Source organism: Rhizobium sp. 10PS4, from assembly GCF_032464805.1.
Lineage (GTDB): Bacteria > Pseudomonadota > Alphaproteobacteria > Rhizobiales > Rhizobiaceae > Rhizobium > Rhizobium laguerreae.
The window spans coordinates 1-26,764 of sequence record NZ_JAWDIW010000006.1 but is presented as its reverse complement, the minus strand read 5'-3'; the positions used below and the strand labels follow the sequence as shown (position 1 = coordinate 26,764).

The window sequence follows — 26,764 nt, the reverse complement described above, 5'->3', positions numbered from 1 at the left end:
TGAGTATTGCGAGGAAACCACGATGAACCAGATTTCGAAACAAATCTTTGCGGCAGGCAGCGCCCTCGATCTGAGATCGGGCACTATTCCCTCCGCTGCTCCCTCGGATGCGCCGATGACCGATGTGTGCATATCCGCGATCGACGAGGCGGTCGAGAACCTTCGCAGGCTGAGCGGCGCCGCTGCTTCGTCTCCCGATCGCCACAAGAAGACGTCCGAAGCTGCGGCAAACGAGGCTGCCGATATCGGACGCGCAAGCGCTACGCAGGCGCCGCTCCCGGAAAAGATGGTGGTGCCGGAAGCTAAAGTGGAAACGGCACCTCATGTCGCGGTGGCGCAGGGCCTGGCGACAGCAAAAACGCCGGAAGCGCCAGCCCGGCCGCAGATCGAAGCGCGGGTGACCCCCGAACTGCCGAAAGAGAAGACCGAGCTTAAATCGAGCCCGACGATGCCTTTCGGCAAGACCATCGAAGGCGAAAGCGGTCCGATCAGCGAAAACAACAGGCGGCTGCGCACCGGCGGCGGCGGAAATGGCAAGAATTCCGACCCCGGGGGCGGCGGGGGCGGGGGCGGGGGAAGCGGCGGCGGTTTTCACAAGCGTAGCGAGCCTGTGAATTTCGCCGCCAGCCTCTCGCGCGGCATGGCGGCGGTACGGCGCAACATGGTGGTCGTCATGATGTTCACGATCGCCATCAACGTCCTTCTGCTGGCAATCCCGCTCTATCTATTCCAGATATCCGATCGTGTGCTGACAAGCCGTTCCGTCGACACGCTCGTCATGCTCTCGATCGCCGTGCTCGGCGCCGTGCTACTACAGGCCTTCATGGATTCGGTGCGCCGCTTCATCCTGATGCGCACCGCGGTGGAGCTCGAAGTACAGCTCGGCGCGCCGATCCTCAGCGCTGCAGCCAGGGCATCGCTGCATGGCAGCGGCAAGGACTACCAGACGCTGCAGGATCTGCAGCTGCTGCGTGGCTTCCTGACATCCGGCACGCTGATCGCATTTCTCGATGCGCCGCTGATGCCGTTCTTCGTGGTCGTCGTCTATTTCGTGCATCCGCATCTCGGCATCATCATCATGGTCTGCTGCGCGGTCCTTTTCGTCATCGCCTATCTGAACCAGAAATTCACCGCCCGGCAATTCGCCGAATCCAACGGCTATCTCAGCCGGGCGAATTTCCATCTCGATTCCATGTCGCGCAATTCGCAGATCATCAACGCAATGGCGATGATCCCCGAGGCCGTGAAAATGTGGGGCCGGGAAACGGCGGGCTCGCTGAAATCGCAAGTCGAGGCACAGGACCGCAACATCATCTTCTCCGGCATATCGAAGGCCTGCCGCATGATCACCCAGGTCACCCTGCTCGGCTGGGGCGCGCATCTGTCGCTCTCCGGCGAGCTGACGGGCGGCATGGTGATTGCGGCCTCGATCATCTCGGGACGCGCGCTGGCACCAATCGAAGGCGCCATCGAAGGCTGGAACCAGTTCAACCGGTCGGCAACCGCCTATAGCAGGATCAAGGGACTGCTGTTGAATTCCCCATTGAACTTCCCGCGCCTGCGTCTTCCCAATCCCGAAGGCCGGCTCGATGTCGAACGCATTCTCTTCGTGCCGCCACCGCAAAAGAAGGTCATTCTCAACGGCATCTCCTTCTCGCTCAGGAAGGGGGAATCGCTTGCGATCATCGGCAATTCCGGGTCAGGCAAAACGACGCTCGGCAAGATGCTCGTCGGCTCGATCGTCCCGACATCGGGAAATGTACGCCTCGACCTGATGGATCTGCGCAACTGGGACCAGCGCCAGTTCGGCGAAAGCATCGGCTATCTGCCGCAGGACGTGCAGCTCTTTCCCGGCACGATCAAGGCCAATATCTGCCGCATGCGCGACGACGTCGACGATCACCAGATCTACGAGGCCGCGGTGCTGGCCGACGTGCACGAACTCATCGCAGGCTTCCCGCAGGGCTACGAAACCATCGTGGCGGCCGATGGCGCTCCGCTTTCGGGCGGCCAGAAGCAGCGCATCGCGCTCGCCCGCGCCTTCTTCGGCAATCCCAAATTCGTGGTGCTCGACGAGCCGAATTCGAACCTCGATACGCAGGGCGAGGCAGCCCTTGCCAAGGCACTGATCCACGCCAAGAAGCAGGGCATTACCACCGTCACCATCACCCAGCGCCCGGCTCTTCTCCAATGCGTCGACAAGATCCTTGTGCTCAAGGACGGCACTGTCGCCATGTTCGGGGAAAGGATCGAGGTGCTGCAGGCGCTTTCCAAGAACAACGGCAATAACGGTCAACAAGCACCGCGCATCGAGGGATGAACGACATGGGACGGAAAAATCGGGAGACGACCGGTCCGGCGCAGCTTGAGTGGTATAGCGATGTGCCGCGCTCGATCCGTGTGCACAGCATCGTCGGCCTGACGGTTCTCTTCACCTCGTTCGGAGGCTTCGGCTTCTGGGCGGCGACGGCGCCGCTCGCCTCCGCCGTTATCGCGCAGGGAAGCTTCGTCGCGACCGGCAACAACAAGATCATCCAGCATCTGGAAGGCGGCATCATCAAGGAGATGCGCGTCAGCGAAGGCGATACGGTCAGGGAAGGCGACATCCTGCTGACCCTCGATCCCACAGCATCCCGCTCAAACGAGCGGATGCTGCAGCTTCGTCGCCTGCGCCTTGAAGCCGTCGTCGCCAGGCTCCGTGCCGAAGCGCAGGGCCTGCGCGAATTCCAGCTTCCCTATATCGTGACGAAGGAGGCCGGCGATCCTGATATCAACGCGATCATCCAGAGCCAGAACGTCGTCTTCCACAGCAAGCAGATCAAGCTTGAAGAGCAGCTCAATCTGATCGGAAAGAACATCGCATCGCTCGAATTCCGGTTCGCCGGCTATAGGGGCCAGCGAGAATCCTTCGAAAGGCAGCTGTCGCTGCTGACCGAGGAACGCGACTCCAAGGCTCGGCTGGTCAAGGTCGGCTATATGCGCAAGACGGATCTGCTGGCAATCGAGCGGGCGATCGCCGATGCGATGGGCGACATTGCCCGACTGAACGGCGAGCTCAACGAGAGCGAGGCGGAGATCGCCAAATTCCGCCAGGAAGCCGTCATCGCCGTCAACTCCAACAAGCAGGCGGCACTCGATGCGCTCGAGACCGCCGAAACAGATCTGGACAGTGTGCGCGAACAAATGCGCGAGGCCGCCGGCGTGCTCGAACGCACCACTATCCGTTCGCCGGTGTCGGGCACGGTGGTGCGCTCCTATTTTCACACAGCCGGCGGTGTCATCACAACAGGAAAGCCGATCATGGAGATCCTGCCGTCGCATGTGCCGCTGATCCTGGAAGCGAAGGTGCTGCGAACTTCGATCGACCAGTTGCATGAGGGAGAAACGGCCTCGATCCGCCTCACGGCGCTCAACCGGCGCACGACCCCTGTTCTGCAGGGCAAGGTCTTTTACGTCTCAGCCGATTCGATCGAGGAAAATGCGGGAGCTTCGGTCAAGGACGTCTATATCGTCCGTGTCGGAATACCCGATTCCGAGATTGCGCGGGTGCACAATTTCCATCCCGTTCCTGGAATGCCGGCCGAAGTGCTGATTCAGACGTCGGAACGCACCTTCTTCGAATATCTGAGCAAACCAATCACCGACAGCATGTCCCGCGCTTTCAAGGAGCGCTGATCATGGCGGCGATGTCCGATGTCCTGCTGCGGGTCGGCCGCCTGAACTATGTCTGGACGAACACCGAAAGCCTGCTGATCTACATCATCGCCCATCTTCTCCGGGTCGAAAAGGATGCAGCAATCGTCGTGTTCCTGACGCTGAACACCACGCGCGCCCGGATCGATCTCATCGAACGGCTGTCCAAGCTCGCTTCGACCTCCCCTTCCGACCGGAAGGCGATCCTTTCGGCCATGGCGCGGCTGAAGAAGGAATCCAAGATCCGCAACAAGTACAATCACTGCATCTATTCCTTCGACGAAAAAGGAGAGATTTCGAGCACACAGCTGATGCGGCTCGTCGAGGACGACAAGCAGATCCGCTACGGCAAGATCGAACAGATGGACGCGCGCGAGCTCGACCTTCTGGAAAAGTCGATCGCCGAGATCGTCGCCATCAGCCGGACGCTCTGGGCCTTCATCCATGCGAGCCCGCGGATCTCCGGCGAACTCTGATCTAATCCTTATGTATCCATGTTCTCAAAACCGCTGCACACTTTCGGGCGATGTCCGTAGAAGCGCTACATCCTTCAGGACCCGTTGCGCTCTATCGTTTTGAATCTGTGTATAATTCCTACCAAAAACCGGATGCGATTTTGGGTTATGCGCCGGCTCAGGACTAATCCCATTTGGGCTCCGTAAATCATCCGGACGGTTTATTTGAAGATCGGTGTTTCCCATTAGAATGAAACCTCCCGAGTGACGTATGGGGTATTGGGGGGCGGACATGCGCATAGATATCATCGACACCATTGCGGGGTTCGAGGCGGTACGCGAGAACTGGGATCAGGTCTTCCTGGAAGATCCCGACGCGCAGCATTTCCTCTCCTGGATATGGCTGAAGAACTATCTCTCCCACCGACGCCGCTGGTTCATCCTCGCCCTTCGCGAACGCGATCCCGAAGCACCCTATGTCGCCTTCTTTCCGCTGCGCCTCATCACGCATCTGAACGAGAAGACCGGGCTCTTCTACGACGAGATCATCATGGCCGGGAATTTTGCGGCCGATTACACCGGCTTCATCGTCAAACCGGATTACGAGCATCACGCCATTGCCGGCTTTGCTTCGTTTCTCAAGCATCAGAACTGGACCGACCTGAAGCTCGAATATTTCAGCGGTCCTGCCGGCCGGCGCGAGAAGATGATCGAGGCGCTGCAGGGGCCGGAGGTGATGTTTCGCGACAGCTCGCCCAAAAACAGCGAGAATATCGACAATACGATCTGCCCGATCGTCCCCCTGCCGGCAAGCTTCGACGACTATCTCGAACAGCGCATGAGCAGCCAGACTCGCCAGAAGCTCCGGCGGTTCCTGCGCAAGGTCGAAGGAGACGATATTTACCGGATCACGATGGCAACCGCCGAGACCATCGATCGGGACTTGGACATCCTCTTCAATCTCTGGCGGATCAAGTGGAGTGCCCGCAAAGGCGCGGAGCGGACCGAGCGGCTGATCATCACCACACGCGAAATGCTGATGGACAGCTTCAACTGCGGCAATCTCGAGGTGCCGGTGTTTTGGCATGGCGACCAGCCGCTCGGCGCGCTGGCGAATATCGTCGACCGGCAGAAGCAGGCGATCCTCTTTTATATCACCGGCCGCGACGAAAACTGGAAGACGCCGTCCCCCGGTCTCATCCTGCATGGTTACTGCATCCGGCGAGCGATCGAACACGGCTTCAAGACCTATGATTTCCTTCGCGGAAACGAACCCTATAAATATATGTTCGGGGCGGAGGAAAGGCGGATCAGCTGCACCCTGTTCCGCACCCGCAACGGCCAGAATCTGCATGGCGTGCTCAATCCACGCAGTATTCGTTTCGTCTATGAAGAGGCGCTCGACATGTACCGCAACGGAGCCCGGAGCAAGGCGGAGATCGCCTTCAACCAGGTCCTGCAATCGGCTCCAGGCCATACCGGCGCTGAATTCGGGCTCGCCAATCTGCTATTCGACCGCGGCAAGCTGACGGAGGCATTGGCTGCCTACAAGGTTCTCGTCGAGCAAGCGTCCGATCCGACACCCATCCAAATGCGGCTTGGCGACACGCAGCTTGCCCTGCATCAATATGAGCAGGCCGCAGAGACTTTCCGCCGGGTCGGCGAGATCGGGCCCCATCTCATCCAGGCACATTACAAGCGCGGTATCGCGCTTGCGGCCAGCAAACGGCTGGCCGAGGCGGAGGCCGTCTTCGCCGCGATCCAGGACGTGCATTCGGACGATCCGACTTCGCTCGATTATGCCGCCAAGGCGGGGATTGCCCTCGAACGCCTGCGCTCGATCGCCGAGCCCGCCGTTGGCAAGGCGGAGGTCGTGCCGGAGACCATAGCCCGCTGGAACCGGGGACGGCAACTCAGCGAGCGACGCCGGCCACGTCTGCATTGATGTGGCCTTGCCATGGTGCGGAAATGCGGTCCGGCGGCTCCGGGACGCGCAGCCACCATGGTCTTTGATTTTGAGCTGCAATCGTTGCTAAAAGAAAGCGCGAGCCTATTTTTGCAACTCCTCAGTGAGAAGTCATGCAGACAATTGCAGACGGCGCCGAAAGGGAACGGCTTCTGGCCATTCTCGATTTCTGGCACAAGATCGAGTTCTTCATTCCTTACGATCTCTCCAGCCGCATCGTCTCCGGTGAAGGCCGAACTGTTTTCTGGCTGCATGCGAAAACGCTCGAGGATGACGGTGCCGCACTCAGCCGTCCAGCGATCCCCGAGGAGAAGCAAATCACGGGTTTTACCCTCTTCCTCGGGATTTTCAACAAATCCGAAATTGCCGATATCCGCAGACACTTCGATAGCGTTACAGCCGATATCGCCGAATATGACGATGCCGAACGCGGTGATCTCGATGGCGATACCTGCTTAGCCAGCCTGCAGCTCTCCCCCTTGGGAGAGCCGATGTTCGAAACATTTTCGGTTTCCACGCTTCCATGGGCTCTGGGACGGGTGCGGAAATCCGGCCTCTCCTCGCTCAGCCACGAGGCATTTGCCGACAGCAAGCGGCAGCTCTCGGAATTGCTTCAAAACTTTCGGGCTCAACGGCATCTGAGATCTTCATCCTCCGAGGACATGGTCGATCAGCCGATCGATGCCAACGAAATCCTGACACTGCATGAATTGCTCTGCGATTGGGCCGGCTTTGCCTCGAAGCACAAAAAGCCCATCGCCGCTGTTGAAATACGCTATCGAGACCGGGTGGAAAAACCTGAGCTTATCTCCTTGCCGCCACCGCCTGATAGTAATGCGATCGATGCCGACGACGAGGACGAGAGTGCAAGCGTTGAAGATGACATCGGCATCCTGAACAGCTTCTTCATCGAAGACATCGAGCGGGCGATGATACGCGTCACGCATGGCGATATCCCCGCGCCGCTCAGGCAATATCTCACCCCGCTGGCGCGTGAGAAACGGATCGACCTCTACTCGGAGGACGGACGCCGGGCGATCGTTCGGGCCTTGCATCCTGGAAAACTCAACCGCGGGCGCTGGCTCAGCGAACCTCACCACGCCATGAGCCTCATGCAACAGTTCGCGATCAATTCGGCAATCGACGACCTGTCGGAAACGGGACTGTTCTCGGTCAACGGCCCGCCAGGGACGGGAAAGACGACGCTGCTTCGCGACATGTTCGCGGATAATATCGTTCGGCGCGCCCGCATCCTGGCCTCCTTGAAGACGGCTCGCGATGCCTTCGATGGCGCGCCGCGCCGCGTCATTTTCTCGGACCGGAGCACGGCCTCGATATCGCGCTGATCCCGGCCCTGGCAGGATTCGAAATGGTCGTCGCCTCTTCCAACAACGCCGCCGTGGAGAATATTTCGCGCGACCTTCCGAAGAGAAGCTCGGTCGCGAGAACGTCTTCCTTCCAATATCTGCAGACCATCGCGCACAAAATCGCTTGCCAGAAGGACAATGGGGCGGTCGTCAAGCTCTCGGACGGCGACCGCCCATGGCGGCTGATCGCCTGTGCGCTCGGCAATTCCCGGAATCGCCGAGCGTTCAAGGAACGTTTCGCCTTCATGGAGATCGCCGAAAGGCCGAAGCCCGGCTGGTCCGGTGCCTACAAACCAGAGACCATCTGGGAGTGGCTAAAGGGTTATAAGGGACCAAACTTCGCCGAAGCATCGGCGGCATTTCAGGCCGCCGACAAGGTGGTTCGCGACAAGATCGGCGAATATGCACGCTATGCCGATCTCCATGAAGAAATCTCCCTGATTTCGCAGGATACTTTCTGCCGCGAGGCGCTTGAAAAGGTCAGGGCGGCCGCAAGCGAGCTTCGACATGCGCAGGACCGATGCGACATGGTCGCGGCCGAAATGCTCCGTATCAGGGAAGGATTGTCTCAGCTGAAGGAGGAGGAACAACTGCTCGACCGCAGCGCTCCCGCGTGGTGGGAGAAAGTGCTGCCGGCCAATCCTGCCCGCCAGCATCGGCAAAGTGTTATCGCCAATGCGCGCAGGCAGTTGGAATTGCGCAAGGCACTGGCGCAATGCGAGCGTCATATTGCAAAAACCCATGGACCTGCGCTGAAACGGGCGCTGCGGGGACATCAGCGGGCGGAACAGACGCTAGGATCGCAACGGGAAATCTGGTCGAGGAAGAGAGAGGAATACGATCGCCTCGGAAAGATTCTCGATCATCCCATCCTACCCGGGCGTCTCGCCGATCTCGAGACCGATCAGTTCCAGATTGACGGTCTGTGGCATCGAGACGAACTGGCAGGTCTGCGTTCTGCATTGGTGGAAGCGGCATTGACGCTGCATGAAGCGTGGCTGGCTGACGTGGGCAAGAAAGGCGGAGGTTTTGGAGGAAACATCGTCGCCACCAACAAACTGCTTTCCAACAATGGACCCGCCGACGGCGAGCACATTGCGTTGATCTGGCAGAGCCTTTTCATGATCGTTCCCATCGTCTCGACGACCTTCGCCTCCTTTGCCCGGCAGTTCCGCGGTCTCGACACCGGCTCGATAGGCTGGGTTTTCATCGATGAAGCTGGTCAGGCGGTGCCGCAAGCGGCCGTCGGCGCCCTGTTGCGGGGCCGCCGCGTTATGGTGATCGGCGATCCCCAGCAGATCGAGCCGGTCTTCACGCTGCCCAGCGCGCTGATCACCGCCATCTCGGCTCTCTCGCCCCACACGGCGGCAGGACAATATTCGCCGAACAGGGCGTCGGTGCAGATGCTGGCCGACGCCACCAACCGCTATGGGACGGCGGTCTCGGGCGAGGAAGCCGACGGGCTCTGGATCGGCAGCCCCCTCAGGGTACATCGGCGCTGCATCGATCCGATGTTCGGCCTTGCCAACCAGATCGCCTATCAGAACAAGATGGTATTCGGGCTGGAAGAACGCCGACCAGCCGGCGACGTGCCGCCGTTTTACGGCGACAGCGCCTGGATCGATGTCAAGGGCAGGGTATCGGGCAAACAGGCCGTTGCGGAACAGACCGATTTCATCGTCGACGTCCTTACCGCCACCTATCGCCGGGACGGCGCGTTGCCAGATCTCTATATCATCTCGCCGTTCAAAGAGATCAAGAACAGTCTGAGGCAGGCTCTCGCCCACGCGACATGGATCGATCCGAACGGAAATATGCGCGCATCTCCACCGAAGCTGTCGAGGTGGTTGAAGGAAAGGATAGGCACGGTGCATACCTTCCAGGGCAAGGAAGAAGACATCGTTTTCATGGTGCTCGGCGCCGATGCCGACCATAGCGGAGCGGCCAGTTGGGCCGCTTCGAAGCCGAACCTCTTGAACGTTGCCCTCACGCGCGCCAAGCGCCGATTCTATATCGTCGGCGATCGCAGCCTCTGGGAGGGCCTGCCTTATTTCCGGGAGACAGCGAGCGCCTTGGATACATTGCAGGCAGCAGAATTCCTGGGCCGCATTGAATTGGACTGAAGGATCGGGATCCGATTACTGCTCACTGGATCCTTGCCTCGACCGACGTCTGGAATCGTTTCGCAAGCGACCTTCGCCACATCCGGACTGGCCTGGTTTGCTCCGCCAATGACAATAATCTTGTGAAAAATCCGATATTAGGGCACAATTTGTGAACGCATCGGAATTTGCGGCGCAATCTCAATTCCGGCCGTCTCGCGCCGGGTAGCAGTTCGCGTCGGAGGGTCGGCGTCGATGGAACCGGGGTTCTTTCTTGTGTTCGCTACGGTGTCCGTGATCACGGCCCTGACGGTGGTCTTGGCCCGGAATCCGGTGCACAGCGCAATGGCGCTGATGGCGTGTTTCCTCAACATCTCGGCAATCTTCGTTATGCTCGAGGCGCCGTTGCTCGCGGTCATCCAGATCTTCGTCTATGTCGGCGCGATTATGGTCCTGTTCGTCTTCGTGATCATGATGATCGATGTGCGCGAAGCTGTCTTGCAACGGTTCTTGCCGGGCGGCAACATGGCGGCTCTGGTGTTGCTCGTCCTGCTTGGGATCGAGATGGTTGCGCTGGTGCTCTGGAGCGGCCGCTTTTCGCTCACGCAGCCCGTCACCGTGCGCGGTGGCGATCAGGTCAGGCAGCTCAGCACAACGCTGTTCGCCGACTATCTCCTGCCGTTTGAAGTTGCGTCCGTCATCCTGCTGGCCGCCCTGATCGGGGCCATCGTGCTGGCGCAGAAGGAGCAGCGGTGATGGTTCCGCTCTGGTGGTATATTTTGCTCGGAGTGGCGCTGTTCGTGATCGGAGCGGCGGGCGTGCTGCTCAGGCGCAACATTCTGGTCGTGCTGATGTCGCTGGAGCTGTTGCTCAACTCGGTCAACATCAATTTCATCGCTTTCGGACGTTACTACGCCGATTTCCGCGGTCAGATCTTCGCGATCTTCGTCATCGCAATCACCGCGGCGGAGGTTGCCGTCGCCCTCGGAATCCTGGTCGCCCTCGTGAGGAACAAATCTACCCTCAAGGTCGACGACGTGACCATGATGAAAGGATAGTGGCTTGGACCCGGTGATATCGATCCGGCCGCTACTTGCCGTCGCCGTCGCGGGCCTGGCGGCCCTTGCAGTTCTTCTCCTGAACAACCGCGAGAAACTCCGCGATATCGTCTCGCCATTGGCGGCAATCGCCATGTTCGCAATTGTCGTCTCGATGGCGCCCACGGTGCTGGCGGGCGGGACGGTCGAATTGCGCCTGTTTGAGGTTCTGCCGGGGATTGACTTGGCCTTCCGGGTCGATGCGCTCGGCATGGTGTTTGCCACCGTCTCGTCGCTGCTGTGGATTGTCGCGGCGATCTATTCCATCGGCTACATGCGGCACTTGAACGAGCATGCGCAGACCCGGTTCTTCGCCTGCTTTGCCGCCAGTCTCGCGGCAGCGGTCGGGGGCGCCTTTTCCGCCAATCTGTTCACGCTGGTGATCTTCTACGAGATGCTCACCCTCGTGACCTATCCGCTCGTTTACCACCACGAAGACGAAGAGGGATGGGCGGGCAGCCGCAAGTACCTGGTCTATTTGATGGGAGCGTCAAAGAGCGTGCTTCTCGCCGCGCTGGCGCTGACCTACCACATTGCGGGATCGCTCGACTTTGTCACGGGGGGCCTGCTGGCAGGGAGCGATGCTTCGGCGGCGCTGCTGACAGTCGTCTATTTCTGCTACCTCTTCGGCTTCGCCAAGGCTGCGGTGATGCCGATGCACGCATGGCTGCCTGCCGCGATGGTGGCGCCGACACCGGTCAGTGCGCTCCTGCATGCCGTGGCCGTGGTCAAGATGGGCGTGTTTTGCGTGCTGCGGTTGGTGTTCCATGTGTTCGGCACGGGGCTGGTGGACGGGCTAGGACTGGGCATCGCCACGGCCTATCTGGTCTCGTTCACGATTCTGATGGCGTCGGTCTACGCCCTGACGCGGGACGACCTGAAGGCGCGGCTCGCCTATTCGACGGTCAGCCAGCTCTCCTACATCGTGCTGGGGGCGGTTCTGCTCTCGCCGGTCGCGATGGTCGGTGGGATCATCCACATCGCGGCGCATGCATTCTCAAAGATCACACTGTTTTTCTGCGCCGGGTCGATCTATTGCGCGTCTGGCAAGCGCAACATCAGCGACATGGCTGGTATCGGCCGCCGGTTGCCCTGGACGATGGGGGCGTTCTTCGTCGGCTCACTCAGCATGATCGGCGTGCCACCGACTGCGGGGTTCGTGAGCAAGTGGTATCTGGCGCGAGGCGCGGTGGAGGCGGGGGAAATCGCGTTCCTGATCGTGCTCCTAGCGAGTTCGGTTCTCAACGCCGCTTATTTCCTGCCGGTCAGCTATGTCGCCTTTTTCGGGACGGAGGCGCAAGGGAGCCCGGCAACGGTCCGTGAAATTCCGATGGTGACGATCCCGCTAGTTGCGACCGCCATCCTGTCGGTGGCGATGGGCATCTTCCCCGACTATTTCGTCGCCTTGGCGGAAGGAGTTGTCAGGTGATAAAGCGCGTGGTCGATTTCTTTGGCGACGGAAAGTATGCGACCGAACGGCGTCGGCTTTTCTATCTGGTGCTCGTCCTGATCGTCATCGCCGACTTCCTGGTGCCGCGCGAACACGCCGAATACCCGTGGGACCGTCTGCCGGGCTGGTCGGCCGTCTACGGCTTCTTATCCTGCGTGCTGCTGATTTTCGTTTCCAAGTTCCTCGGTCATCGGGCTGGGCTCATGCGGCGCGAGGACTATTATGACTGACTTCGTCCATCCCGCCCTGCTGTTCATTCTCGGTGCCCTGCCGATCCCCTTTCTGAACGGGTCGATCCGCAAGGCCTATCTGCTGCTGATCCCGATACTTGCGATCCTCACCGTGCTCACGATGCAGTCAGGCAGCTACGGCGCGGCATCGTTCATTGGGCAGGAAATCCTCATCGCGAAGGTCGACAAGCTGAGCATCGTCTTCGCAACGGTCTTCACCATTATGGCGCTGATCGGAACGGTCTACGCTCTGCACCTGACGCGCCCCGGCCAGCATGTCGCTGCGTTCGTCTATGTCGGCAGCGCGCTTGGCGTGGTTTTCGCCGGCGACTACCTGACCTTGTACCTGTTCTGGGAAGGCATGGCGTTTGCCTCTGCCTATCTGGTTTTCGGCCAGGGCGGCCGGCAGGCGGTTGCCGCCGGTTTCCGCTATCTCATGGTGCACATCACCGGCGGCGTCGTTCTGCTCGGTGGCGTCATTCTCCACGAGCTCGCCACGGGTTCGCTGCTCCTCGGCCCGATCGCGGGGGGGATGGGCGTCGGCGCCTACCTGATCCTTGCCGGGTTCATGCTCAACGCCGCGGTGCCGCCCCTTAACGCTTGGCTGACTGATGCTTACCCGGAGGCGACTGTCACCGGGGCGGTGTTTATGAGCGCCTTCACCACGAAGACCGCCGTCTATGTCCTGGCGCGGACGTTTCCGGGGACCGAGCTTCTGGTTTGGCTCGGCACTGCAATGGCGCTTTACGGTGTCATCTACGCGGTGCTGGAGAACGACTGCCGGCGGCTGCTCGCCTATCATATCGTCAGCCAAGTGGGCTACATGGTGGCAGGTATCGGCATCGGCACCGAGATGGCAATGAACGGCGCCTCCAGCCACGCCTTCGCGCATATCCTCTACAAGGCACTGCTATTCATGGGCGCAGGAGCGGTGATCCACGTGACCGGCCGCCGCAAGCTCACCGAACTTGGCGGGCTCTACAGGACCATGCCGATAACGGTGGCGCTCTATATGGTCGGCGCCTTCGCAATCTCGGCGTTTCCGTTCTTCTCAGGCTTTGTCACCAAATCGATGGTGATTGCCGCCGCCGGACAAGATCATCGGGCGCTGGTGGTGGTGGCGTTGACGATGGCGTCGTCGGGGACGTTCCTACACACGGGCCTGAAGCTCCCGTATTACATGTTTTTCGGCGTGGACCGGAAACTGGAGGCGCGGGAGCCGCCGCGCAACATGCTGGTTGCGATGGGCATGGCGGCGGTGCTCTGCATTGCGATCGGGGTATTCCCGCAGCCGCTTTACGCTCTCCTTCCCTATTCGGTCGACTTCGAACCCTATACGGGCGTCCATCTCACCGAGAGCCTCAGCTTGTTGATGTTCACCGCACTGGGATTCGTGCTGTTCCTCAGGGCGCTCGACCCCGAGAACACGATCAGCATCGACACCGACTGGTTCTACCGCAAGGGCGCGCGGCTCTTCATGTGGTTCGCCGAAAAACCGCTGGCGCGCTATGAGAAGGCGGTAAGCAACGTGTCCGAGACAGCCGCGCTACCCTTCCTGCATGGGACGGCACGGGCGGGACTGTGGATCGATCTCACCGGCGTGGACGCCGTCGTGAACGGCGTCGCCCGCTCGATCCTGCGCGGCGGCGGGCGGCTCCGGCGGCTCCAGACCGGCGTCGTGACCCATTACGCGCTGGCGATGATCGCTGGTGTGATCGCAGCCGCCGTGGTCTTCGCCGTAGTATGGCGGTAGGGGGCGCGATGGGATTGCCGCTTCTGAGCTTCATAATTTTCACGCCCGTCGCCGGGGCAGCGGTTCTGATGTTTCTCCGCGGCGACGATGCGGTGCGCTGGACAGCGCTGGGTGTCACAATCCTCGACCTCGCCCTCTGCATCGCCATGCTGGCCGGATTCGACACCACGACCCACGAGATGCAGTTCACAGAGAAGCGCCCTTGGGTGCCCGCGCTCGGGATCACTTATGCGCTTGGTATCGACGGGATAAGCGCGCTCTTCTTGTTCCTGACCGCGTTGCTGGGTTCGATCTGTGTGCTCGCCTCGTGGGTTGCGATCGACCGCAAGGTGAAGGCGTTCATGGTCAGTCTGCTCTCCATGCAGGCGCTGATGCTGGGGGTGTTCTGCGCGCTCGACCTGTTCCTGTTCTACGTTTTCTGGGAAGCGATGCTGATCCCGATGTACCTGATCATCGGCGTCTGGGGCGGCGACGGCCGGATCTATGCGGCGTTCAAGTTCTTCCTCTACACTCTGGCGGGCAGTGTCCTGTTCCTGGTCGGTGTCATCGTGCTCTATTTCAACGGCGGCGAGACCTTCGACATCCTCGCCCTCACTGCACAGGATTTGCCATTCCGGGTCCAATCCTGGCTGTTCTTCGCCTTCCTGATCGCCTTCGCGGTCAAGGTGCCGATGGTCCCGGTCCATACCTGGCTGCCGGACGCCCATGTACAAGCGCCGACCGCGGGCAGCATCATCCTCGCGGGCGTACTCCTGAAGATGGGCGCCTATGGGTTCCTGCGGTTCTCGCTGCCGATGCTGCCAGAGGCGTCGGTATATTATTCGACACCGATGCTTTCGCTTTCAGCGCTTGCGATCGTCTATGGCGGGTTGCTCGCGCTGGCACAGGACGATCTGAAGAAACTGGTGGCCTATTCCAGCATCAGCCACATGGGCTTCGTGACCATGGGGATATTTGCGCTGAACCTCCGCGGGCTCCAAGGAGGTATCCTGCAAATGTTCAATCATGGCGTGACGACGGGCGCGTTGTTCCTGTTCGTCGGCTTGATTTACGAGCGGACCCATACCCGCAGCATCGCTGATTATGGCGGGCTGATGAAGGCAGCACCCGTCTATACCGCGTTTCTTGCGCTGTTTACTCTGTCGTCGATGGCGCTGCCGGGAACGAATTCGTTCGTCGGCGAGTTGCTGGTCCTGTCGGGCGGGTTTGCGGCCAACCTGGCCATCGGCGCGGCCGCCGTTGTGGGCGCGTTGCTTGGCGCGGCCTATCTGCTTGGCATGTATAGGAAAGTCGCGCTTGGTCCGGCCAGCGTCAGCGTCCGGTTCAAGATACGCGACGTGAACGCCCGCGAGCTGGCAGCGACCCTGCCGCTGGCCGTCTTCGTGCTGTGGGTCGGGCTCTATCCGAAGCCCTTTCTCAATATCATGGACGCTTCGGTGGAACATCTGCTGGTGCAGGTGCATGCCAAGGGGAGCGGCCAATGATCGTCGCCGCACTTTTCCAGTCGGCCCTCGCAAGCCTGCCCGAGATCGTGGTGATTACTGGAGCCTGCATCCTGCTGATCCTGGGACAGTTTTTGCGCAAGGGGCAGAAGTATTTCCTTGTCTGGGCTTCCGTCACGGTCGTGCTGATTGCCGCCTTGGCGACACTGATGCTGGCGGGAGAAGTGCGGCCGGCCTATACTGGCATGTTCATCGCCGACCGCTTCGCGGTCTTCTTCAAGTTCGTGTTCTACATAGCCACCATTCTGACATTCCTGCTTTCGCGGAAATATGCCGAAATCGAAGGGATCGGGAGCAGCGAATACTATGTCCTGCTGCTTTTGGCCCTTTCGGGAATGATGATCATGGCCTCGGCGACCGATCTCCTCTCGATCTACGTGGGCCTCGAGTTGATGGTGCTTTGCACCTACGTGCTGACCGGATTTCTGCGGCGTGAGCGGCGATCGAACGAAGCGGCGCTGAAATACGTAATCCTTGGTGCGGTCTCGACCGGAATTTTCCTCTACGGCGTTTCGCTGGTCTACGGGCTCACCGGCACGACGCAATTGGACGGTATGGCTGCGGCCGTGACCGGCGCTCCGCGCGACCCCGGCTTGCTGCTGGCGGTGGTCTTCATCGTCGCGGGGCTGGTCTTCAAGGTCGGTGCGGTGCCGTTCCACATGTGGGTGCCGGACGTCTATGAAGGCGCGCCGACGACGATTACCGCCTTCATGTCCGTGGGGCCTAAGGCGGCGGGGTTCGCGGTGATCCTGCGGGTGTTCCTCAACCCTCTGGTCGCAACCTCCAACGTTTGGATCATCGTCGCGGTCATTGCTGTGGTGACGATGGCGCTCGGGAGTTTCGTTGCACTGGTGCAGGATAATTTCAAGCGCCTGCTGGCCTATTCCAGCATCGCCCATGCCGGGTTCGCTCTTTTCGGCGTGGTGGCCGGCGGGGCGGACGGGATCGCCAGCGTGATGATCTATCTGCTGATCTACTCGCTCATGAATCTCGGCATTTTCGGCATCGTCATCCTGATGCGGAACGGCGATTTTTCCGGCGAGGTTATCGAAGACTATGCGGGTCTCGCCAAGTTGCATCCGGGGCTGGCACTTCTGATGCTGCTCTATCTGTTCTCGCTGGCCGGCATTCCGCCAACGGCCGGGTTCTTCGCCAAGTTCTACGTGCTGGTGGCGCTCGTCGAGCGAGGGTTCGTCATCCTGGCGGTGATCGCAGTGCTGCTGAGTGCTGTTGCCGCCTACTTTTATATCCGCATCGTCATGGTGATCTACATGCGCGAGCCGGAAAGGACGTTCGACCCGGCGCTGACGCCCTTGGTGCGCGCGACGCTCGCCTTCACTGCTGCCGGCACCATCGGCATCGGCCTGTTTCCCGCATGGTTTTTAAGACTTGCCCAGCATTCCGTGTTGGCGGCTGACCGATTGAATTTGCAATGATCTGTCCGACGGAATAAACTCAAAGCTCAAGAAAGGATTGCCCAAGTTGCTTCCCGGGGCGACCGCATTACGGTCCTGAACAGGACGGTCGCGGCCTGAGGAAAGCTCTCAGTGGGTAACCGGTGCAGTGCGATATGGCTGCGATGGAATTCTTGCCGGTTCTTTTTATGATCGTCGGAGTCGTTCTGGTGACGGGGGCAACGCTTCTTGTCTCCTCGCTGCTGCGTCCGTCCAATCCCTATCCCGAAAAGAACATGCCCTATGAGTGCGGCATGGACGCCGCGGGTGAGGCCGCCGCGGGGCGCTTCAGAGTGCCGTTTTTTATCCTTGCGATCCTGCTGGTCGTCTTCGATGTCGAGACGATGTTCCTCTTTCCCTGGGCCGTCGTCCTGAAAGACATCGGGCTGGTCGGCTTTGTCGAGATGTTCGTCTTCATATTGCTGCTTCTTGTGGGCTTCGCCTACGCCTGGCTGAAGGGAGCACTCGAATGGGAGGCGTAAACAACGCGATCCGCGACAGCGTGCTGTTCACCACGGCCGAGAGCGTTATCAACTGGAGCCGAAGCTCGGCGCTGTGGCCCGAAACTTTCGGAATTGCCTGCTGCGCCATCGAGATGATCTCGGCGGGGTGCGCCCGCTATGATCTCGACCGGTTCGGCGTGGTGTTCCGGCCATCGCCCCGCCAGTCCGATGTGATGATCATCGCCGGCACAGTAACGCGGAAGTTCGCGCCCGTGGTGCGCCGCCTGTATGACCAGATGCCGGAGCCCCGCTGGGTCATCGCCATGGGCACCTGCGCTATCTCGGGCGGGGTCTACAACACCTACGCGGTGGTGCAGGGAGCGGAGACCTTCGTGCCGGTGGACGTGCATGTGCCCGGCTGCCCGCCGCGGCCCGAGGCGCTGATGCATGGATTCCTGCTACTTCAGGAGAAGATCAAAAAATCCCGAGCACTGGCCGGGACTCCTCTGGATCGGGTTGCAGCGTCATGAGTGTGGAGACGCCCCTCATCCGCACTACGATCACGGAGCGTTTCGGCGAGGCAATCGACGATCTTGGCTTCGCGCATGGTGTACATGCCTTCGCCGCTCCGCCTGACATGATCGTCGAGCTTTGCCGGTTTCTGAAGGAACACCCGGCGTTGCGGTTCAACTTCCTGTCGGACATCTGCGGGGTCGATCATTATCCTGAGATGCCACGCTACGAGACGGTGTACCACCTCTATTCGCTACCGAACAAATGGCGCGTTCGCATCAAATGCCGCCTCGCCGATCCGCCGCGGGTCCCGTCGGTGGCGGGGGTCTGGCGAACCGCCAATTGGCATGAGCGCGAAGCCTGGGACATGTACGGGATCAGGTTCGAGGGCCACCCCGATTTGCGCCGGATCTACATGTGGGAAGGGTTCGAGGGCTTCCCGCAGCGCAAGGATTTTCCGCTCCGTGGTTACAAGGACAAGCTGAACCCGTTTGGCGCCGAAGGCACGCCGCCGACGCAGCCCGACCTCGCCACCAAGAACATTCCATAAGGGAGGCCGCTCCACGCCGGAAACTTAAAATGACCGAAGTCACCGAACTGATCAGCCCGCAAGGCGAAGCGTTCGACACCAAGGAGGTGCTTCTCAATCTCGGCCCCCAGCACCCCAGCACGCATGGGGTTCTTCGGCTCGTCCTCGAATTGGACGGTGAGTACGTCAAGCGCGTGGATCCACACATCGGCTACCTCCATCGCGGCACTGAAAAACTGGCGGAGAGCTTCACCTACACCCAGATTTTTCCGCTCACCGACCGGCTCGACTACCTCTGTCCACCGTCGAACAACCTCGCCTTCGCGCTGGCGGTGGAGAAACTCCTCGGCATAGAAGCACCGATTCGCGCACAATATATCCGCGTGATGATGGCCGAGCTGGCGCGGATCTCCGGCCATGTCTTGATCACCGGCGCGCTGCCGATGGACCTCGGCGCCATGACCGCCTTGCTTTACGCCATGCGGGAGCGTGAAATGATCATGGATCTCCTGGAAATGATCAGCGGTGCGCGCATGCACACGTCCTTCTGCAGGGTCGGCGGAGTGCGCGAGGATCTGCCTGACGGTTTCCTTCCCAAGATCAGGGAGTTCTGCGACATCTTCCCGAACCGGATCCGCGACTATGAGCGGTTGCTCGAAAACAACCGGGTATTCCTGAAGCGCACGCAGGGGATCGGCGTAATCTCCGCCGAGGACGCCATCGATCTCGGACTGAGCGGCCCGAACCTGCGCGCCTCGGGCGTCGACTGGGACATCCGCCGCGACGAGCCCTATGAGATTTACGACCGGCTCGACTTCAATGTCATCACCCGCGACGAGGGCGACTGCTATGCACGCTGGCAATGCCGCGTCAAGGAGATGCGCGAGAGCATCCGGATCATCGAGCAATGCCTCGACCAGATGCCCGAAGGGCCGTTCCAGATCGACATGCCAACAATCGCCTTCCCGGTGGACAAGGACAAGGTGCATTGCTCGATGGAAGCACTGATCCAGCATTTCGACCTGTCGGCCTATGGTTTCAAGGTGCCGAAGGGCGAGGTCTATTCGGCGATCGAGGCGCCAAAGGGCGAGCTCGGCTTCTACATCATCAGCGATGGGTCGCCAAAACCATTCCGCATGAAGGTGCGGGCACCCTCGTTCGTCAACCTTCAGGGACTGTTCGGGGTGACCAACGCCCGCTATCTGGCCGACATGATCGCCGTGCTCGGCAGTCTCGACCCGGTGATGGCGGAGGTGGACAAGTAGCAGGGATTTGAATGCAATGACCATGCGCGAAAAGATAAAAGAGGCAGCGGCGCGGTATCCCGACCAGCGCTCTGCGATCATGCCCGCGCTTCTGATCGCGCAGAGGGAGCATGGCCATCTGCCTGGTCAGGTGCTGGAAGAAGTCGCCGACACTCTCGGAGTCGAACGGATCTGGGTCTACGAGCTGGCGACCTTTTATACGCTCTTCCATACCGAGCCGGTGGGCATGTTCCACCTGCAACTCTGCGACAATGTTTCCTGCATGCTGTGCGGAGCCGAGGACCTGCTGAAGCATCTGGAAACGGCGCTGGCGATCAGCAAGGGCGACACCACGCCGGACGGGCTATTCACGCTTTCCTCCGTCGAGTGCCTCGGTGCCTGCGAGATGGCTCCGGTGATGCAGGTCGGCGACGATTACCACGGCGCCCTTGATGTCGCGAGTATCGACGCGCTTCTTGACAGGTTGCGGACTGAGGCGGGGCAAGCGACAGGTGTCGATCTCGCCGCCACACCGCCCGGAGAGTAGCGCCATGTTCGAGCCGGTTCTTCTCAAGAACATCGACGTGCCGGACAGTCATTTGCTGTCAACCTACGAAGCCGGCGGAGGCTACCAGGCGCTGGCCAAGGTGCTGCGCGAATACACGCCTGACGAGGTCGTCGAGCTTGTCAAACGGTCCAATCTGCGCGGTCGAGGCGGCGCCGGATTCCTGACGGGCATGAAATGGAGTTTCGTGCCGAAGCAGTCGGGCAAGCCGAAATATCTCTGCTGCAACGCCGATGAGGGCGAGCCGGGCACCTTCAAGGACCGGATCCTCATGGAGCGCGATCCGCACCAGCTCATCGAGGGACTGGCGGTAAGCGCTTACGCGATCGGGGCCGAAATCGCCTATGTTTACATCCGCGGAGAATATGTGACGGCGATCCGTCACCTTGAGGAGGCGATCGCCGAGGCTCACGCGAAGGGTTATCTAGGATCGCGCATTCTAGGCTCGGATTTCAATTTCACCGTCCACATCCACTGCGGCGCCGGCGCCTATATCTGTGGCGAGGAGACCGCGATGCTCGAGTCCCTCGAGGGCAAGCGGGCGCAGCCGCGATTGAAGCCGCCCTTTCCGGCCGTGGCCGGGCTCTACGCCAGCCCCACAGTCATCAACAATGTCGAGACGCTCGCTTGCGTGCCGCATATCGTTGTGCGGGGGCCGGACTGGTTTCGGGACATCGGCCCGGATAAGAGCCCCGGCCCGAAGCTCTACTGCGTCAGCGGGCAGGTGCGCAAACCCGGCCTCTACGAGTTGCCGATGGGCATACCGCTGCGCGAACTGGTCGATCACGCCGGCGGCCCTCCACCGGGGCGCAAGATCAAAGCGGTGATCCCCGGCGGTGTATCGGCACCGGTCATCCCGGAGCATGGGCTGGACGTGGGTATGGATTTCGATTCGCTGGCTGCCGCCGGCTCGATGCTCGGTTCGGCTGGCGTTATCGTGATCGACGATAGCACCTGCATGGTCAAGGTCGCCACCAGGATCATCGAGTTCTTCCACCATGAGTCCTGCGGCAAGTGCACGCCCTGCCGGGAAGGATTGAACTGGGTCGTGAAGGTCCTGCGCCGGGTTGAAGGCGGGGATGGCGCACCCGGCGATCTGGAGCAGTTGGACATGCTCTGCAAAGGCATTTTCGGCAATACGTTTTGTGCTTTGGGTGATGGCGCCGCGATGGGATTGCGGGCAGCCCTTAAGCATTTCCGCGAAGAGTTCGTCGCCCATGTCGAGGAACGAAGGTGCCCGTTTCACTGAAGGATTGCGTGGCACAGATTGCGAGGAAGTATGGTTAGCGTTACGATCGATGGGCAAATACTGGAAGTCGAGCCCGGTTCGACGGTGCTGCAGGCTGCCCAGCATTTGAGTATCGATATCCCGACCTTCTGCTATATGAAGCGCCTGCCGGCGCTGGCCTCCTGCCGCATGTGTCTGGTCGAGATCGAGGGGCTGCGGCGGTTGCAGCCGTCCTGCGCCACCACGGTCACCGACGGCATGGTGGTGCGGACGAACACGCCTCAGATCGAGGAAACGCGCTCTTCCATGCTCGACATGCTGCTCGCCAACCACCCCCTCGACTGCCCGATCTGCGACAAGGGCGGCGAATGCGAGCTTCAGGACATGGTAATGGCCTACGGGCCCCGCGAAAGCCAATTCCGCGATGACAAACGTGTGTTCCACTCCGAGGACATTCGTCTGAGCCCGGTCATCATCATGAACGTCAACCGCTGCATCCAGTGCCAGCGCTGCGTCCGGATGTGTGAGGAGGTCGTCGGCGCGGTGGCGCTGGGCACCGTCGAAAAAGGCATGGATACCGCCGTCACCGGCTTCGAGGGCAGTCTGGCAAGTTGCGACCAGTGCGGCAATTGCGTCGAGGTCTGCCCGGTCGGCGCGCTGATGAACTTCCCCTATCGCTACAAGGCGCGCCCCTGGGATCTCGTAGAGACCGACACGGTCTGCCCGCATTGTGGCACCGGTTGCCAGCTGACGGTGGGCACGCGCAAGGGCGAGTTCATGCGGGTGCGCTCGAAGTGGGACGAAGGTGTCAACCACGAAACGCTCTGCGTGCGAGGACGCTTCGGCCTCGATTTCGTTGCAAGCCGGGACCGGATCAAGCAGCCAATGATCCGTCACGATGGCGCCCTGGTTCCGGTTTCCTGGGACGAAGCGGGGGACTATCTGCGCCGGCGACTGTTGGCCGTCGAGAGCAAGGATGCCGGCGGGCTGGCCTCGCCTCGCCTGCCCAACGAGGTGCTTTATCAGTTCCAGAAGCTGATGCGAACAAGATTCCGGACCAACAACATTGATTGTTCGTCACGCTGGGCCGCACCCTTCGATACTCTCGGCCCGCTATTGGGAACTTTCTACAGCCGCACGCCGCTGGACGACGTAATCGGCAACGACTGCGTGCTCGTCGTCGGAGGCAATATAACCGAGGAGAACCCGGTCACCGAATACCTGCTGCGGGACGGCGCGCGGCGGCGGCAGACCGGATTGCTCATGCTATCGGCGCGGCCATCGCGTCTGGACGCCGATGCCAGGGTGGTGGTCCGTGTGCCTCCGGGCGGAGAAGCGGCGAGCCTTGCGGCGGTGGTCGCCGGTCTCGTAGCGGCAGCTGGTCAGGCCTTGCCGGGCGGCGCTTTTGCGGACATCGACGCGGTAATCGGCAGGCCGGCGACGGGCGCCGACAGTGACGGGCCGGATCGCCTGGCCGCCGCGCTCAAGGAAGGCCGCAGCGTCACCGTGCTTGTCAGCGTCGACCTCCTGAGATCACCCGAAGCGCGTGCGACGCTGCAGCAGCTCAACAACCTGCTGCACGTTCTCCGCCTGCTAGGCAAGGGCCTGACGATGCAGTTTCTCTTCGACCGTGCCAACCAGATGGGCGCCTGGGACATGGGGGTCCTGCCGGCGGCTCTGCCGGGGCTGCGGGCGGTCGCTGATGATGCGGCGCGCGCAACTCTTGCACGAACCTGGGGCGCCGAAATCCCGTCTGAACCCGGCGCGGATCTCGACGCCATGCTGGAGCTCTGCGTCGGTGGGCGGATGGGCGCGCTCTACATCATCGGAACCGACCCCCTGGTTGCCTATCCCGACCGGGACTTTGTGACGCGGGCGCTTCGCGCCGCCGATCTCCTGATCGTGCAGGACGCGTTCCTCACGGATACGGCGGGCATGGCCGAGGTCGTCTTGCCCGCGGCGGGCTACGGCGAGGAATCTGGAACGTTCACCAATAACGAGGGCCGGATCCAGAATGTTCGCAAATTCCGTGAGCCCGTTTTCGAGGCGCGAGGCAATCTGGCGATTGTCGACTTCGTCGCGGCGCTACGCAACCAGGCGCTGCGGCCATCGACGCAAGCCGAAATTTTCGACGAGATTGCCCGGCTGGTTCCGGCCTATCAGGGGCTGACGCAGGACGGGCTTGGCGCCGACGGCGCATTCACCAAGGCGGTGCCAACATTGCCGGCTGGCGTGTTCCTTGCGCCGCCGCCCGTTCCAACAGCAGCCGACCGGCTCATGCTGATCACCGGCGACTGCCTGTTCCACAACGGATATCTTTCCGAACGGTCGGACATCCTGAACACGGTCGCCAACGATCCCTATGTCGCGATGAGCGCGCAGGATACCGCGGAGCTTGGCCTTTCGGATGGCGATCAGGTAATCGTGCGTTCCGGCCAGGGCGAACTGACGGCGCAGCTCAAGGTCGACAGGCGGTTTCCCAAGGGCCTCGTCTTCGTTCCGGAAAACTATAGAGCCTTGCGTCTCAACAGCCTGCTGCGGCGGGGCGAATATCCATGCGCGGTGGAAGTCCAGAAGGCGCATGCCACTCTTGAGGTCGACCGCCCAGGCCGGATCTGGCGTGGGGTCTGAAGATTTGGGGTCGGGGCACCGCAAGGCTCCGCGGCAAGCTGCCCGCCCCGGCGTCTTCACATCGAGTTGGCGACATCAGTGATACCTGGTCCCGCATATGTAATCCTGCAGATCCTGCTCTGTACGCTGCGCTTCGTCGAGCCTGTGTTTAACCACGTCGCCGATGCTGACCACGCCGACAACGTCGCCTCCATCCGTGACCAGCACATGGCGCGTACGCCGCTGGGTCATGATCCCCATCGCGACGGGCAGCAAATCCTGTGTCGAACACGTCGCCACATTGCGGTTCATGATGTCCGCGGCCCGCTTTGCCGCCGCCTCGGCCCCGTATTCCGCCACCGCATTGCAGCAGTCCCGCTCAGACAGCGTACCGAGGTATTTGCCGTTCGATCGGCTGACGACGACGAAGCCGATATTGTTGTCTCGAAACAGCCGCAGTACCTCCACCATCGTTTGATCGGGAGCAACTGCGATGACACCGACACCCTTGTTTTTCATGATTTCACCGACAAACATCTAAGCCTCCTTCCTAGCGCTTCGGTTTGACAGCTGGCGCGCTTTCATGTTCGCCGGATATTCCGCCACCAGTTGTAGCCCTGCGTCTCTTTCGTCTGGACAAGTACGTCCTTCTTCGTATTCAGGCGCGCGGCAACCACGCCGCCGCCGGTTGCCGCCTTACCCGGCTTGGCGAGCAGATCATCGCGCCCGATCACCAGGTCAGTTGAGGAAAAACTCGAGAATTCGTATTGTTGGCCAAGCGCGATCGCGTCCGCCGGGCAGGCGTCCTCGCACAGCCCGCAGAACAGGCAGCGGGCCGTGTCGATCTCGAATTTGGCCGGGTGCCGCTTGCCCTTCTCGTCCTCGTAGGGGACGACTTCGATACAGTCGCAGGGACAGATCCGCGCGCAGAGTTCGCAGGCCACGCACTTGATCTCGCCCTCTTCATCACGCGTCAGGAAGTGATGCCCGCGATAGCGGGAGTAGGGCAGCCACTTTTCCTTGTCCGGATACTGCATGGTCACGGATCTGGAGAACATGTAGCCGAAGGTCAGAGCCAAGGCGCTCGCCAGATCGGCAAAGAACGCCCAACCAATCCATGTTCCAACTCTGTCCTGCGCGCGCGACATCGCCGCCTCGCTACGGAGCCGCTACGACTCCTAAAAGTACACCGGTTATAATTATGTTCGCCATTGAAAGAGGAAGCAAGACTTTCCATCCGATCGCCATCAGTTGGTCGTAGCGGTAGCGGGGGAAAGTGAAGCGGAACCAGATAAACACGTAGACGAAGAACGCGATCTTGAGCACAAACCACAGGAGCGGTGGCAAGGGAATCAGAACTCCGTTCCAACCGCCGAAGAACAGGATCACCACCAGGACCGACACAAGCAATACGATGGCATATTCGCTGACCATGAAGAAGGCAAAGCGGATACCGCTGTATTCGGTATGGAACCCGGCCCCCAGATCACCCTCCGCCTCCGCCAGGTCGAAGGGTATGCGCTGTGCTTCGGCGAGCCCGGCGACGAAGAACACGAAGAATCCGACCGGCTGGTAGACGATGTTCCAGACATCGGCCTGCGCCCGCACGATCTCGAGCAGGCTCATGGATTGCGCCAGCATGACCACGCCGATGACCGCGAACCCCATCGGGATCTCGTAGCTGATCATCTGCGCGCAGGTCCTGAGGCTGCCCAGAACAGCGTATTTGCTGTTGGAGGCCCAGCCGCCGAAGATCACGCCATAAACCTCGATCCCGATCACCGAGAAAACAAATAGGAGCGCCACATTCATGTTGGAGACGTAGAGCGTGATCTCGTGGCCGAGGACCGAGACAGTTTCGCCGAAGGGGATCGCGACGAACACCACAAAGGGCGGGGCGAGCGCCAGGATTGGCGCCAGTTTGAACAGGAACCGGTCGGCCTCGGCCGGGATGTGATCCTCTTTGGTCAGGAGCTTGATTCCGTCCGCCACCGGCTGCAACAGCCCGTGCCATCCCACGCGCATCGGCCCCATCCGCTGCTGCATGTGCCCGGCGATCTTGCGTTCCAGCCAGGTTAGCGGCAAGGGTAGCAACAGCAGGATCGCAATCAGGAAGGCGACCTTCAAGACGATCAGGCCAAGGGCGACGATAAGTTCCATGATCCGGCTACTTATTCATCGGGTTGAAGCGCACGACCGGACTTTGGCTCCGGCTATACAATGAGCACTGCGCGCACTTGTCAGACTAGATGGTACAACGGCGACGCACCGCATACAATGCCGGTTATGTCGTCGCTGGCTATGATGTGTCCGGGCTCAGGACGTTTTGAGACGAGTGGCTCGCCGTGCAAGATGAAAGCTTCGCGTTTCCGCCGGTTGCACCGCGCCATTTGCGTATCAAAAGCTGCCGAGGCTCTCATCGCTGCCGGATGAAAGTTCCGTGGCAGGCCAGCTGGCGTCCGGGGAGCTGGACACCCAGCAGAAACGCAAAAAGCTCCTCGACGCTTACGCGGAGGAGCTTTCTGTTAAGCGACTTGAATGGCAAAATATTCAAGTGTGTATC

21 protein-coding genes and 1 pseudogene are annotated in these 26,764 nt (G+C 60.8%); 19 read left to right on the top strand and 3 right to left on the bottom strand.

The genetic code is table 11. From position 1 onward, the window contains the following. Positions 1-22 precede the first annotated feature (22 nt). From RWJ89_RS12635 to nuoG, 19 genes and pseudogenes are all read left to right on the top strand, one after another. A complete protein-coding gene (locus RWJ89_RS12635; RefSeq protein WP_316030986.1) occupies positions 23-2,320 on the top strand; it encodes a type I secretion system permease/ATPase in 2,298 nt (765 codons plus the stop codon). 5 nt (positions 2,321-2,325) lie between these two features. Next, on the top strand, positions 2,326-3,675 hold the full coding sequence (locus RWJ89_RS12630) for an HlyD family type I secretion periplasmic adaptor subunit (RefSeq protein WP_131665448.1): 1,350 nt from the start codon (positions 2,326-2,328) through the stop codon (positions 3,673-3,675). Between the two features lie 2 nt (positions 3,676-3,677). After that, positions 3,678-4,169 carry a hypothetical protein gene (locus RWJ89_RS12625; RefSeq protein WP_017962677.1) on the top strand — a complete coding sequence of 164 codons (492 nt, stop codon included), beginning with the start codon at positions 3,678-3,680 and terminating at the stop codon, positions 4,167-4,169. 271 nt (positions 4,170-4,440) lie between these two features. Next, on the top strand, positions 4,441-6,093 hold the full coding sequence (locus tag RWJ89_RS12620; RefSeq protein WP_316030985.1) for a GNAT family N-acetyltransferase: 1,653 nt from the start codon (positions 4,441-4,443) through the stop codon (positions 6,091-6,093). A gap of 134 nt (positions 6,094-6,227) precedes the next feature. Continuing rightward, positions 6,228-9,604 (top strand): annotated as a pseudogene (locus RWJ89_RS12615) (DEAD/DEAH box helicase). Between the two features lie 234 nt (positions 9,605-9,838). Further along, the gene (locus RWJ89_RS12610) at positions 9,839-10,339 is read left to right on the top strand and encodes an NADH-quinone oxidoreductase subunit J family protein (RefSeq protein ID WP_168285214.1); all 501 of its coding nucleotides are present in this window, start codon (positions 9,839-9,841) and stop codon (positions 10,337-10,339) included. Then, positions 10,339-10,641, top strand: a complete 303-nt coding sequence (gene nuoK / locus RWJ89_RS12605; protein WP_017961910.1) for an NADH-quinone oxidoreductase subunit NuoK — start codon at positions 10,339-10,341, stop codon at positions 10,639-10,641. The genes RWJ89_RS12610 and nuoK overlap by 1 nt, the downstream gene beginning before the upstream one ends. Before the next feature lie 4 nt (positions 10,642-10,645). Then, entirely contained in the window at positions 10,646-12,109 is a 1,464-nt protein-coding gene (locus RWJ89_RS12600) for a monovalent cation/H+ antiporter subunit D family protein (RefSeq protein ID WP_077977074.1), read from the top strand. Next, the gene (locus RWJ89_RS12595; RefSeq protein ID WP_017961912.1) at positions 12,106-12,360 is read left to right on the top strand and encodes a hypothetical protein; all 255 of its coding nucleotides are present in this window, start codon (positions 12,106-12,108) and stop codon (positions 12,358-12,360) included. The genes RWJ89_RS12600 and RWJ89_RS12595 overlap by 4 nt, the downstream gene beginning before the upstream one ends. Beyond that, positions 12,353-14,113, top strand: coding sequence for a Na(+)/H(+) antiporter subunit D (locus RWJ89_RS12590; protein WP_316030984.1), 1,761 nt, complete (start codon positions 12,353-12,355; stop codon positions 14,111-14,113). Before RWJ89_RS12595 ends, RWJ89_RS12590 begins: the two co-directional genes overlap by 8 nt. A gap of 8 nt (positions 14,114-14,121) precedes the next feature. Then, positions 14,122-15,597, top strand: coding sequence for an NADH-quinone oxidoreductase subunit M (locus RWJ89_RS12585; RefSeq protein ID WP_222006476.1), 1,476 nt, complete (start codon positions 14,122-14,124; stop codon positions 15,595-15,597). Beyond that, entirely contained in the window at positions 15,594-17,051 is a 1,458-nt protein-coding gene (locus tag RWJ89_RS12580) for an NADH-quinone oxidoreductase subunit N (RefSeq protein ID WP_222001235.1), read from the top strand. Before RWJ89_RS12585 ends, RWJ89_RS12580 begins: the two co-directional genes overlap by 4 nt. A gap of 134 nt (positions 17,052-17,185) precedes the next feature. Next, positions 17,186-17,551 carry an NADH-quinone oxidoreductase subunit A gene (locus RWJ89_RS12575; protein ID WP_077977070.1) on the top strand — a complete coding sequence of 122 codons (366 nt, stop codon included), beginning with the start codon at positions 17,186-17,188 and terminating at the stop codon, positions 17,549-17,551. Then, positions 17,539-18,042 (top strand): NuoB/complex I 20 kDa subunit family protein, encoded by a 504-nt coding sequence (locus tag RWJ89_RS12570; RefSeq protein ID WP_017961917.1) that lies wholly within the window; start codon positions 17,539-17,541, stop codon positions 18,040-18,042. Before RWJ89_RS12575 ends, RWJ89_RS12570 begins: the two co-directional genes overlap by 13 nt. Next, positions 18,039-18,575 carry an NADH-quinone oxidoreductase subunit C gene (locus RWJ89_RS12565; RefSeq protein WP_316030983.1) on the top strand — a complete coding sequence of 179 codons (537 nt, stop codon included), beginning with the start codon at positions 18,039-18,041 and terminating at the stop codon, positions 18,573-18,575. Before RWJ89_RS12570 ends, RWJ89_RS12565 begins: the two co-directional genes overlap by 4 nt. Before the next feature lie 29 nt (positions 18,576-18,604). After that, a complete protein-coding gene (gene nuoD / locus RWJ89_RS12560; protein WP_316030982.1) occupies positions 18,605-19,819 on the top strand; it encodes an NADH dehydrogenase (quinone) subunit D in 1,215 nt (404 codons plus the stop codon). 16 nt (positions 19,820-19,835) lie between these two features. Beyond that, complete coding sequence (gene nuoE / locus RWJ89_RS12555) at positions 19,836-20,345, top strand: NADH-quinone oxidoreductase subunit NuoE (RefSeq protein WP_072637295.1); 510 nt, start codon at positions 19,836-19,838, stop codon at positions 20,343-20,345. Between the two features lie 4 nt (positions 20,346-20,349). After that, positions 20,350-21,612, top strand: coding sequence for an NADH-quinone oxidoreductase subunit NuoF (nuoF, locus tag RWJ89_RS12550; RefSeq protein ID WP_131665453.1), 1,263 nt, complete (start codon positions 20,350-20,352; stop codon positions 21,610-21,612). Positions 21,613-21,642: 30 nt separating this feature from the next. Continuing rightward, a complete protein-coding gene (gene nuoG, locus RWJ89_RS12545) occupies positions 21,643-24,222 on the top strand; it encodes an NADH-quinone oxidoreductase subunit NuoG (RefSeq protein ID WP_316030981.1) in 2,580 nt (859 codons plus the stop codon). Positions 24,223-24,297: 75 nt separating this feature from the next. On the opposite strand, the gene RWJ89_RS12540 is transcribed toward nuoG, so the two are convergent. From RWJ89_RS12540 to nuoH, 3 genes are read right to left on the bottom strand one after another with little or no spacing between them, the layout of a single operon-like run. Beyond that, positions 24,298-24,738, bottom strand: coding sequence for a CBS domain-containing protein (locus RWJ89_RS12540; protein ID WP_077977066.1), 441 nt, complete (start codon positions 24,736-24,738; stop codon positions 24,298-24,300). Positions 24,739-24,782: 44 nt separating this feature from the next. Beyond that, the gene (locus RWJ89_RS12535) at positions 24,783-25,349 is read right to left on the bottom strand and encodes an NADH-quinone oxidoreductase subunit I (RefSeq protein WP_131665455.1); all 567 of its coding nucleotides are present in this window, start codon (positions 25,347-25,349) and stop codon (positions 24,783-24,785) included. Between the two features lie 10 nt (positions 25,350-25,359). Beyond that, the gene (gene nuoH, locus RWJ89_RS12530) at positions 25,360-26,361 is read right to left on the bottom strand and encodes an NADH-quinone oxidoreductase subunit NuoH (protein ID WP_020052263.1); all 1,002 of its coding nucleotides are present in this window, start codon (positions 26,359-26,361) and stop codon (positions 25,360-25,362) included. Positions 26,362-26,764 lie beyond the last annotated feature (403 nt).